Annotated in this window: 10 protein-coding genes and 3 tRNA genes; 12 read left to right on the top strand and 1 reads right to left on the bottom strand. The window is 38.6% G+C overall.

Annotated elements, in window-relative coordinates; all coding sequences use genetic code 11:
* From ACFX40_RS26415 to rocF, 4 genes are all read left to right on the top strand, one after another.
* A tRNA-Lys gene (locus ACFX40_RS26415) sits at window positions 1-71 on the top strand.
* A 9-nt stretch (window positions 72-80) separates the two neighbouring features.
* Window positions 81-155: transfer RNA gene (locus ACFX40_RS26410), tRNA-Gly, on the top strand.
* A 22-nt stretch (window positions 156-177) separates the two neighbouring features.
* Window positions 178-253, top strand: a tRNA-Ala gene (locus tag ACFX40_RS26405).
* 163 nt (window positions 254-416) lie between these two features.
* The gene (gene rocF / locus ACFX40_RS26400; RefSeq protein WP_025753445.1) at window positions 417-1,316 is read left to right on the top strand and encodes an arginase; all 900 of its coding nucleotides are present in this window, start codon (window positions 417-419) and stop codon (window positions 1,314-1,316) included.
* An 82-nt stretch (window positions 1,317-1,398) separates the two neighbouring features.
* On the opposite strand, the gene ACFX40_RS26395 is transcribed toward rocF, so the two are convergent.
* The gene (locus ACFX40_RS26395; protein WP_223260213.1) at window positions 1,399-1,569 is read right to left on the bottom strand and encodes an aspartyl-phosphate phosphatase Spo0E family protein; all 171 of its coding nucleotides are present in this window, start codon (window positions 1,567-1,569) and stop codon (window positions 1,399-1,401) included.
* A gap of 155 nt (window positions 1,570-1,724) precedes the next feature.
* On the opposite strand from ACFX40_RS26395, the gene sigW reads away from it, so the two are divergent.
* The 8 genes from sigW to ACFX40_RS26355 all read left to right on the top strand — a co-directional run.
* Entirely contained in the window at window positions 1,725-2,288 is a 564-nt protein-coding gene (gene sigW, locus ACFX40_RS26390; RefSeq protein WP_013054969.1) for an RNA polymerase sigma factor SigW, read from the top strand.
* A gap of 14 nt (window positions 2,289-2,302) precedes the next feature.
* The gene (locus ACFX40_RS26385) at window positions 2,303-2,908 is read left to right on the top strand and encodes an anti-sigma factor family protein (protein WP_013081391.1); all 606 of its coding nucleotides are present in this window, start codon (window positions 2,303-2,305) and stop codon (window positions 2,906-2,908) included.
* 192 nt (window positions 2,909-3,100) lie between these two features.
* Complete coding sequence (cdaA, locus tag ACFX40_RS26380; protein WP_013054971.1) at window positions 3,101-3,922, top strand: diadenylate cyclase CdaA; 822 nt, start codon at window positions 3,101-3,103, stop codon at window positions 3,920-3,922.
* Window positions 3,915-5,477 (top strand): CdaR family protein, encoded by a 1,563-nt coding sequence (locus ACFX40_RS26375; RefSeq protein ID WP_028410400.1) that lies wholly within the window; start codon window positions 3,915-3,917, stop codon window positions 5,475-5,477. The genes cdaA and ACFX40_RS26375 overlap by 8 nt, the downstream gene beginning before the upstream one ends.
* A 28-nt stretch (window positions 5,478-5,505) precedes the next feature.
* Window positions 5,506-6,852, top strand: a complete 1,347-nt coding sequence (glmM, locus tag ACFX40_RS26370; protein WP_102814028.1) for a phosphoglucosamine mutase — start codon at window positions 5,506-5,508, stop codon at window positions 6,850-6,852.
* A 430-nt stretch (window positions 6,853-7,282) separates the two neighbouring features.
* Window positions 7,283-9,085, top strand: a complete 1,803-nt coding sequence (gene glmS, locus ACFX40_RS26365; RefSeq protein WP_028410402.1) for a glutamine--fructose-6-phosphate transaminase (isomerizing) — start codon at window positions 7,283-7,285, stop codon at window positions 9,083-9,085.
* Window positions 9,086-9,947: 862 nt separating this feature from the next.
* The gene (locus tag ACFX40_RS26360; RefSeq protein WP_013054976.1) at window positions 9,948-10,664 is read left to right on the top strand and encodes a YebC/PmpR family DNA-binding transcriptional regulator; all 717 of its coding nucleotides are present in this window, start codon (window positions 9,948-9,950) and stop codon (window positions 10,662-10,664) included.
* A gap of 158 nt (window positions 10,665-10,822) precedes the next feature.
* A partial coding sequence (locus ACFX40_RS26355; protein ID WP_377257181.1) for an SH3 domain-containing protein occupies window positions 10,823-11,678 on the top strand: 856 nt, incomplete at its 3' end.

Below are 11,678 nucleotides of genomic sequence, written 5' to 3'. Positions count from 1 at the left end.
GCCATTAGCTCAGTTGGTAGAGCATCTGACTTTTAATCAGAGGGTCGAAGGTTCGAGTCCTTCATGGCTCATTTTAATAAGCGGAAGTAGTTCAGTGGTAGAACACCACCTTGCCAAGGTGGGGGTCGCGAGTTCGAACCTCGTCTTCCGCTCCATTTCTATATAAAAAAAGATTTTGGGGCCTTAGCTCAGCTGGGAGAGCGCCTGCCTTGCACGCAGGAGGTCAGCGGTTCGATCCCGCTAGGCTCCACCATACATATAAACGTACAACCTTTAAGCAATTTGCTTAAAGGTTTTTTTGTGCAGTTTCTACAAATTAGAATTGTATATATATTCAAAAAAGTGTCGAGTTGAGCCATCGCTCATTTAGCCGTTACAATAAGAGAGTAGCAACATTTGTGATGGGGGGACATATGATGAATAAGCTTTCAATTATTGGAGTACCAATGGATTTAGGTCAAACTCGCCGTGGGGTCGATATGGGGCCAAGTGCGATACGATATGCAGGTGTTATTGAACGCATCGAGAATATTGGCTATAGTGTAGAAGATAAAGGGAATATTGAAATTGCCTTAGCTGAACGAGTACATAGTGATGAAAATACAAACTTAAAGAATTTAAAAGCTGTAGCAGATGCTAGCGAGAGGCTTGCTCAGACCGTAAGTGATGTTATTACAAATAAAAGGTTTCCTTTAGTGCTAGGGGGAGATCACAGCATCGCTATCGGAACACTAGCAGGAGTAAGTCGTCATTATCAAAACTTGGGCGTGATTTGGTATGATGCACACGGAGATTTGAATACAGCAGATACGTCTCCTTCAGGAAATATTCACGGTATGCCATTGGCGGCAAGTATAGGTATAGGAGACGACGCATTGACTCGAATTGGCGGTTATACACCTAAAGTCAAGCCAGAAAATATTGTGATTATCGGAGCACGTTCTTTAGATGAAGGAGAAAAAGAGCTAATAAAGGAAAAAGGAATTAAAGTGTATACGATGCATGAGATAGATCGAATGGGTATGACAAAAGTAATGGAAGAAACAATTTTATATTTGCGTGATAAAACAGATGGGGTTCATCTATCACTCGATTTAGATGGACTGGATCCACATGATGCACCTGGAGTAGGAACGCCAGTTATCGGTGGAATAAGCTACAGAGAAAGTCATTTAGCTATGGAGATGTTGGCAGAATCTCAGCTAATCACTTCTGCGGAGTTTGTGGAAGTGAATCCTATTTTAGATGAACGGAATAAAACAGCTACCGTAGCTGTTGCATTAATGGGCTCACTTTTAGGAGAAAAATTAGTATAAAACATTAGTACCTACCAAAAGGTACATCAAACATATATGAAGGTAAAAAAAAGAAGCTCTTAGTTCGGATTCGAGAGCTTCTTTATATAGAGAAAAACTTTTCATATTCATTTAATAAACCATCTAACTCTGAACTTACTCTTACCACTGTTAGTGATGATAAAGGGTTTTCTGCTGCAAGGGTGACCATGTTATTTCTGCATTCTTCAATTTGATTCAAAAGGTTCTCTTTTGTATGAGTCAAGCTTTCCACTCCTCTTCTTTTCATCTATACTAATTACATAACCTACGTACGATCTTTTTAAACATATTTGACAAATTTTTGTTAAAATAATTAAGCATAAGTGAAACTTTATGATAAAGTACACGTATATATACTATCCCGCAATGGGCGGAGGTAACCGTTACATGGATTTATTATTAAAAAGGAAAATAAAAAAAGTAAAAAAAGGTGACCAGGATGCGTTTGCTGACATAGTAGAATATCACAAGGATAAACTTTTTCATCTATGTTATCGAATGTTAGGAAACCGGGAAGAAGCGCAAGACGCTGCACAAGAGGCGTTTATTCGAGCCTATGTAAATATTCATAGCTATGACACGAGTAAAAAATTTTCCACCTGGTTATATCGAATTGCTACAAATCTTTGTATTGATCGAATTCGTAAAAAAAAGCCAGACTATTATTTAGATGCAGAAGTAGCCGGGACCGACGGGTTAAATATGTACTCTCAAATAGCTGCCGATCAGGCTTTACCAGAGGAAGAACTAGAGCAAGTAGAATTGCAAGAATTCATTCAGTCGGAAATATTAAAGCTACCTGAGAAATATCGAACTGTCATTGTCCTAAAATATATAGATGAGCTGTCGTTAAAAGAAATCAGCGATATTTTAGACCTGCCGCTTGGTACGGTAAAGACTAGAATTCACAGAGGACGTGAAGCTTTAAGAAATCGACTTCGCCACTTGTAAGGAGTGAACTAAGAATGAAATGTCCAAAAATGTATGTAAATCTCATTCATGAACATTTGGATGGAGATATTACAAAAGAAAATGAACTATTATTAAAAGAGCATTTGCATCAATGCAAAGGTTGTCAGCAGCATATGCATCAGTTAAAAAGAACCATTGCATTTGTGCAAAGCACTTCTCATATAGAATTACCTATGAACTTTACAGCAGGTGTTATGGCTGGGTTACCGCGTGAGAAGAATCGAATTCGAATGAATAGATGGTTTACAAACCACCCGATTCTTAGTGCAGCTGCTGTATTTGTGCTGTTAATGTCCGGCACCGTGTTTTCAGCTTGGGAAACGGATGAAGACTTTTCTGTTTCAAAGCAGCCGAACTTGGTCATTCACGATAAAACAGTCGTTGTACCAAAAGGTGAGACCGTCAAAGGTGATATTACTGTGAGAAATGGCGATATTAAAATTGAAGGAAAAGTAGATGGAAATGTTACTGTTATACATGGTGATAAGTACCTAGCTTCTGCAGGAGAAGTGACAGGCAATATTGAAGAGTTAGACAAGATTTTTGACTGGGTGTGGTATAACGTCAAAACTCATGCCAAACAAGCTGTTGACTTTTAATAGTTGAAACATACAACCGTCCGCTTATCTTGTTAGAGAGGAATAGTGGACGGTTTTATTTATATAAAAAGAAGGCTACATTATATAGGAACAAGGATTTAAAAATAAGATGTAATTTACAGTGTAATTTTGTTTTATGGTATAATAAAACGGTTATGTTATCTTTATTACATATATAGAGGAAGTGAGAAGATGCCTATTGGAGACCTGCCAATCCTCTCATATTTAGGAAAAATTGTTGATGTTCTCCTGGTATGGTTCGTCATATATAAATTAATTATGGTCATAAGAGGTACAAAAGCAGTACAGCTTTTAAAAGGAATCACGGTGATTTTAGTTGTCCGCTTTATAAGTAACTTCCTTGGACTAAATACGCTGCAATGGTTAATGGACCAAGCGTTAACGTATGGGTTTTTAGCTATCATTATTATCTTCCAGCCGGAGCTGCGCCGAGCGCTTGAACAGCTTGGGAGAGGACGTTTGTTTTCACGCAGTAATTTGCCTGAAGAGGATGAACGTACCGTTACGATTGAGGCGATTATAAAAGCAACGCATTATATGGCTAAAAGACGCATAGGTGCATTGATCTCAATCGAAAGAGAGACGGGTATGGGTGACTATATCGAAACAGGTATACCGCTCAACTCTAATATTTCTTCTGAATTATTAATCAACTTATTTATACCGAATACACCACTTCATGATGGAGCGGTTATTTTACAGCGGGATCAAGTAGCCGCTGCAGCATGTTACTTACCTTTATCTGAAAGTCCTTTTATTTCAAAAGAATTAGGTACTCGCCATCGTGCTGCTGTAGGAATAAGTGAAGTAACAGATAGTGTGACTGTTATTGTATCTGAAGAAACTGGAGGCATTTCCGTTACCAAAAATGGTGAATTGTATCGTGAATTGACAATTGATACATTGAGAGAAATGCTCGAAAAAGAATTAGTCACAACTTCTAAAGCAACTTCTTCCACTCGTTGGCAATGGAGGTTGAAGAAGAATGGATAAATTGATGAATCGATCGTGGGTTATGAAAATTATCGCGTTGCTGTTAGCCTTCATGTTATATTTATCTGTTAATTTAGATGATGGTGCCAGTTCATCAAATAAGTTTCTGAACCGAAGCAGTTCTGCCAACACCGGAGTAGAAACATTAACAGATGTTCCGGTTCAAGTATCCTACAATGAGAAGAACAGAATTGTAAGAGGTGTTCCGGATACGGTTATTATGACACTGGAAGGTCCTAAAAATATTTTGGCTCAAACAAAGCTACAAAAAGATTATCAAGCTTATATTGACCTTGATAATTTAAGCTTAGGACAGCATAGAGTCAAGGTTCAGTATCGAAATATCTCTGATAATTTAAACGTAGTGGTTAAGCCTGATATTGTAAACGTAACAATTGAAGAACGCGATTCAAAGCAGTTTTCAGTAGAGGCAAGCTACGATAAAAACAAGGTGAAGAATGGATATGAAGCAGGGGAAGCAACCGTTAGTCCAAGAGCCGTCACGGTAACGGGCGCATCAAGTCAATTAGACCAAGTTGCTTATGTGAAAGCTATTATTGATTTAGATAATGCTTCAAAAACAGTCACGAAACAAGCAACTGTTGTCGCACTAGACAAGAATTTAAATAAATTGAATGTAACAGTTCAACCAGAAACGGTCAATGTAACAATCCCAGTGAGAAATATTAGTAAAAAAGTGCCGATCGATGTGATTCAAGAAGGCACGCCAGGCGACGGTGTCAATATTACGAAGCTAGAGCCTAAAACAGATACAGTAAAAATTATCGGTCCATCTGATTCTTTAGAAAAAATCGATAAAATTGATAATATTCCAGTCGATGTTACCGGTATTACGAAATCTAAAGATATTAAGGTGAACGTCCCTGTTCCAGACGGAATAGATAGTGTAAGTCCTAAACAAATTACCGTTCATGTGGAAGTAGACAAACAAGGTGATGAGCAAGACGCAGAAGAAACGGATGCAAGTGCAGCTGAGACTAAGTCATTTAAGAATTTACCGGTTTCTTTAACTGGTCAATCCTCAAAGTACACTTATGAACTGCTTTCTCCTACTTCAGTAGATGCGGATGTAAAAGGACCAAAATCTGATTTAGATAAGTTAACGAAAAGCGGCATTACCTTGTCAGCGAATGTAGGGAATTTATCTGCCGGGGAGCACACGGTTCCTATTATAATAAATAGTCCCGACTCTGTTACATCGACTCTATCGACTAAACAGGCAAAAGTTCGTGTAACAGCGAAAAAACAATCAGGGACAAATGATGAGCAAACAGATAAAGAAACAAGTGGAAGCACGAGCGATAGCGATAAAGAAACAAAGCCAGACACGGGAACTGGATCAGGATCGGGAACAAATCCTGGGACGGGAAATTCAGGTGATTCAACTGATAAACCAAGCGAAGAGACTGATACACCTGAAGATAATACAGATACACCAACAGATAGTACAGAAACTGGTGACGACAGTAGTAATCAAAGTGATGAAAATTCTACACCCGTAGATGGACAGACAGATAATACATCAGGAAACTAAATGTTTTGACATGAAGGAGAGAAAATTAATGGGTAAGTATTTTGGAACAGACGGAGTACGAGGAGTTGCCAATAGTGAATTAACTCCTGAGCTTGCTTTTAAAATTGGACGCTTAGGTGGTTACGTTCTAACAAAAGATTCAGAGCGACCAAAAGTATTAATCGGACGCGATACACGCGTTTCTGGTCATATGTTAGAAGGAGCGCTTGTTGCAGGATTGCTTTCAATTGGAGCAGAAGTTATGCGACTAGGCGTTATTTCAACTCCAGGGGTAGCGTATTTAACAAAAGCACTTGGCGCACAAGCAGGAGTCATGATCTCTGCTTCGCATAACCCAGTTCAAGATAACGGAATTAAATTCTTTGGTCCAGATGGATTTAAACTTTCAGATTCCCAAGAGAATGAAATTGAAGCGTTAATGGATAGTGAAACAGATCAATTACCAAGACCTGTTGGGGGAGACTTAGGTCAGGTAAATGACTACTTCGAAGGTGGACAAAAATATCTTCAATACTTAAAACAAACGGTTGATGAAGACTTCTCAGGTATTCATGTGGCATTAGACTGTGCGCACGGGGCAACGTCATCGTTAGCAGCACATTTATTTGCGGATTTAGATGCAGATATCTCTACAATGGGGGCATCTCCAAACGGATTAAACATCAATGACGGTGTAGGATCTACACATCCAGAAGCATTAAGTACCTTCTTAAAAGAAAAAGGAGCGGATGTTGGATTAGCATTTGATGGAGACGGAGATCGTTTAATTGCAATCGATGAAAAAGGCGAGATTGTAGACGGTGATCAAATTATGTTCATTTGTGCAAAATACTTATATGAACAAGGACGTTTAAAGAAAAACACGCTTGTTTCTACCGTTATGAGTAACTTAGGCTTCTATAAAGCACTAGAAGCTAGCGGGATTGAAAGTGCACAAACTGGTGTAGGAGACCGTTATGTAGTAGAAGAAATGAAAGCTAATCAATATAACCTAGGTGGAGAACAGTCAGGTCATATTATTTTCTTAGATTACAACACAACAGGTGACGGTATGCTTTCAGCTATTCAGCTTGTAAACATTATGCAAGCAACGAAAAAGCCTTTATCAGAATTAGCAGCTGAAATGAAAAAATATCCTCAGCTTCTTGTAAATGTAAAAGTAACAGATAAGCATCATGTTACAGATAACGAGAAGGTAAAAGTGGTTATTGAAGAAGTGGAAAAAGAAATGAACGGTAATGGCCGAGTACTTGTACGCCCTTCAGGAACAGAGCCGTTAGTACGTGTTATGGTTGAAGCACAAACACAAGAAGAATGTGAAACTTATGTAACGCGTATCGTAGAAGTAGTAAAAGAAGAAATGGGCTTAGAGTAATTCATTAATTATATGCATAAGCGGTGACGTTTCAAGCTGCTTATGCATATTTTTATATTGTTGAGAAAAATTCTTGGAAATTATCTAATGCTAAAGGCTGTTTTTACAGATAGTAAAGAAGATAATTGACGTTTTCTCACTTCTTATTGTAATATTAAATCTGTTCGTCTCTTAATTTATGTAAAGGAGTGAACAATCTATTTTAAAAGTGAATACAAAGCGCCTGAACTAAGTAAAGGGACGGAAACGACTTAGTTGACGAGGAGGAGGTTTATCGAAGTATCGGCGGATGCCTCCCGGTTGTTGATTATCACGGCCGAAAACTTGATGTGAAAAACAATGAGGTGACTTATTGGACAAAAGCATTGAGATGATAATCATTGATGATGAAAAGAGACTCTCTTTTCATACATGAAGGAGGATTTTATCTATGTGCGGAATTGTAGGATATATTGGAACAGAAGATTCGAAAGAAATTTTATTACGTGGTCTTGAAAAGTTAGAATATCGTGGCTATGACTCAGCGGGTATTGCAGTTGTTAACAATGAAGGCGTACACGTATTCAAAGAAAAAGGCCGTATTGCAGAATTGCGTCAGGCAGTAGATCACAGTGTTGTAGCACCAGCAGGTATCGGTCATACGCGTTGGGCAACTCATGGTGTACCAAGCCAAGAAAATGCTCACCCGCATCAAAGTACATCTGGACGCTTCACACTTGTGCATAACGGTGTAATTGAAAACTATGCTATTTTGAAACGTGAATATTTACAAGATGTAACGTTCAAAAGCGAAACGGATACAGAAGTAATCGTTCAGTTAATTGAAAAAATCGCAGCAGAAGGCTTAGATGTAGAAGAAGCGTTCCGTAAGACAGTAAGCTTGCTTCACGGTTCTTATGCACTAGCTCTTGTTGATAACGAAGATAAAAATACAATCTACGTAGCTAAAAACAAAAGCCCGCTTCTTGTAGGTGTTGGCGAAGGATTTAACGTTGTAGCGAGTGATGCTATGGCAATGCTTCAAGTAACAGATCAGTACGTAGAATTAATGGATAAAGAAACAGTAATTGTGACAAAAGAAGGCGTAACAATTAAAACGCTTGATGGTGAAGTGGTAGAAAGAGCACCTTATACAGCAGAGCTTGATGCAAGTGATATTGAAAAAGGTACGTACCCTCACTATATGTTAAAAGAAATTGATGAGCAGCCTTTAGTTGTTCGTAAAATCATTCAAGAGTACCAAAATGAGAACAATGAACTGCACATTGATGCAGACATTTTAGGAGCGATGGATGAAGCAGACCGCATCTATATCGTAGCATGTGGAACAAGCTATCATGCAGGCCTAGTAGGTAAACAATTCATTGAAACGTGGGCGAAGGTTCCAGTAGAAGTGCACGTAGCAAGTGAATTCTCTTATAACATGCCGCTTTTATCTGAAAAGCCATTGTTTATCTTTATCTCTCAAAGTGGAGAAACAGCTGACAGCCGTGCAGTATTAGTTCAAATTAAAGAACTAGGTTACAAAGCGTTAACAATCACAAACGTTCCGGGATCAACATTATCTCGTGAATCTGATTATACGTTATTACTTCATGCAGGTCCGGAAATTGCTGTAGCATCAACAAAAGCTTATACAGCTCAATTAGCAGTGCTGTCAATTCTAGCGGCTGTAACAGCAAAAACACGCGGCATTGAATTAGAATTTGATTTAGTTCAAGAGTTAGCAATCGTAGCAAACACAATGGAAGTACTTTGCGACGACAAAGAAGAAATGGAAAGCATTGCTCTTCAATTCTTAGCAACAACTCGCAACGCATTCTTTATTGGACGTTCTGTTGATTATTATGTAGGTTTAGAAGGTGCGTTAAAACTAAAAGAAATCTCTTACATCCAAGCAGAAGGATTTGCTGGAGGAGAGCTTAAGCACGGAACAATCGCTTTAATTGAAAACAATACGCCAATTATTGCATTAGCAACACAAGAACATGTAAACTTAAGCATCCGTGGTAACGTAAAAGAAGTAGTAGCACGTGGAGCTAATCCTTGTATCATTTCAATGAAAGGATTAGAAACAGAAGAAGATCGCTACGTGATTCCGAAAGTTCATGAAACACTTTCACCACTAGCAGCGGTTATTCCTTTACAATTAATCTCTTACTACGCTGCATTGCACCGCGATTGCGATGTAGATAAACCACGTAACTTAGCAAAATCAGTTACTGTAGAATAATAAGGTTCTAGACACCCTTCTATTTATAGAAGGGTGTTTTTGTATATAATTCTCATTGAGCTAAAAAATATATTTGCTTGCTCAATTTATTTTATATAATAGAGTAGGTAAATGAACGAAACTCACTTATAAAAAAGGAAGTGAAAAGTATTAGTGGAGTAGCTCAAAGTATCAAGTACGTGTTGCGAGGCATCTTTTTTGTCTTGTATTTTCCCTTTTATTTTGTATTTCAAATTTTGTGTAAGCTATGGATATATTTTATCGCTAAGCCCCTCATATGGATAGGAACAAGAATTATTCAACCTGTCATTGATTTCATTTGGAGATACATTATACGTTTCTTGTTCGTTTATCCTATTTCTTGGCTATGGAGTGTCCTCATCTATCCTTTTATTCTCTTCGTTTGGAAACGATGTTTTTTGCCTATAACTAGATTTATATGGAAGTACGTTTTATACCCTGTGTTGTATCTAGTTTGTTACCCTTGTTATCTTTTCTGGAAATATGTTGTGCTGCCATTTTACAATGAAATTGTTATTCCTGTGGTTTCATTTTGTCAGCGTATATTCCTCTGTTTCTGGAAAGGAGTTAAGTGGATCGTAATTCATATGATCTACTATCCTTTACGGTGGATTTGGATGAGATGTATATACAAACCGCTTAAAAATGTATATACAAAAATCATTCAGCCGGTTATCAAATGGTTTTCTCATTTATTTAGTTAATGAAATATACCAAAAGATTGCTTTTCTTTTTTAAGTATTAAACTCGAAAGGTAAGAGGGAATTGATGTATAATAAAGACGGATATATCATTGCCTATTTATTTTATTAGATTCAATTTTGAAAGAGAGTGAAACAATATGGGCCGTAAGTGGAACAATATTAAAGAAAAGAAAGCGTCAAAAGATGCTAATACAAGTCGTATATATGCCAAGTTTGGCCGTGAGATTTATGTGGCTGCGAAACAAGGCGAGCCAGATCCAGAATCAAACCAAGCGTTAAAAGTTGTATTGGAACGCGCGAAAACATACAATGTGCCAAAAGCAATTATTGACCGTGCGATTGAAAAAGCAAAAGGCGGATCAGAAGAAAATTACGATAATCTTCGTTACGAAGGTTTTGGACCAAATGGCTCAATGGTTATCGTAGATGCTCTTACGAATAACGTAAACAGAACAGCTTCAGACGTGCGTGCTGCTTTTGGTAAAAACGGCGGTAATATGGGAGTAAGCGGATCAGTAGCGTACATGTTTGATCCAACAGCTGTTATTGGTGTAGAAGGTAAGGATGAAGAAGAGACGCTAGAACTGTTAATGGAAGCAGATGTAGACGTGCGTGACATTTTAGAGGAAGAAGATTCTGTAATTGTTTATGCTGATCCGGATCAATTCCATGCGGTACAAAAAGCGTTCAACGATGCTGGTATTACGGAATTTACAGTAGCTGAGCAAACGATGCTTGCTCAAAATGATGTCACTCTTCCTGAAGATGCACAAGCTCAGTTTGAAAAAATGATTGATGCATTAGAAGACTTAGAAGATGTGCAGCAAGTATATCACAACGTTGATTTAGGATAATAGTGAAAGAGGCAGACCTATCAAGGAGGTCTGTCTTTTTTTATAGGCCGTGTGAAAAGCATCTATTGACCCTTTCCCTTCGTTTGGAATATGGTAAGATAATGAATTAAGAATAGAAAATAGTAGAATTTTATAAGAGATAAATGGAGGGAAAGCAGTTGAAAAAATTAATGGTGGGGATGGCGTTAACAGCTACACTTGCAACGGCTGTAACGCCTGGCTTTGGCTCAATCGGGGGAAATCAAGAAAAGGCATATGCAGCAGCGACGGTTACATATAAAGTAACGGCAAGCAAGCTAAATGTGAGAAGCGGAGCGGGAACGACTTACGGGATTATCGGCAGCGTAGTGAAAGGTCAAACGCTATCTGTTATGAGCAAAAGTGGAAGCTGGTACAAAATTAACTATAACGGCCGCACGGGCTATGTAAGCAGCGATTATGTACAAGCATCAGGAACAGCAACTCCACCAGCAGAAAGCACAACGTATACAGTAACGGCAAGCACGCTGAATGTAAGAAGCGGAGCAGGTACCAATTATGCATCCATAGGAAGCGTGAAAAAAGGTCAGAAGCTGTCTGTGGTGAGCAAAAGCGGAAGCTGGTACAAAATTAACTATAACGGCCGCACGGGCTACGTAAGCAGCGATTATGTACAAGCATCAGGAACAGCAACGCCACCAGCAGAAAGCACAACGTACACAGTAACGGCAAGCACGCTGAATGTAAGAAGCGGAGCAGGTACCAATTATGCATCCATAGGAAGTGTGACAAAAGGTCAGAAGCTGTCTGTGGTGAGCAAAAGCGGAAGTTGGTACAAAATTAACTATAACGGCCGCACGGGCTACGTAAGCAGCGATTATGTACAAGCATCAGGAACAGCAACGCCACCAGCAAAAAGCACAATGTACACAGTAACGGCAAGCACGCTGAATGTAAGAAGCGGAGCAGGTACCAATTATGCATCCATAGGAAGTGTGACAAAAGGTCAGAAGCTGTCTGTGGTGAGCAAAAGCG

The organism is Priestia sp. YIM B13552 (genome assembly GCF_042787775.1).
In the GTDB taxonomy this organism is placed as follows: Bacteria; Bacillota; Bacilli; order Bacillales; family Bacillaceae_H; genus Priestia; species Priestia megaterium_E.
This window is presented reverse-complemented; position numbering and strand designations above follow the sequence as displayed.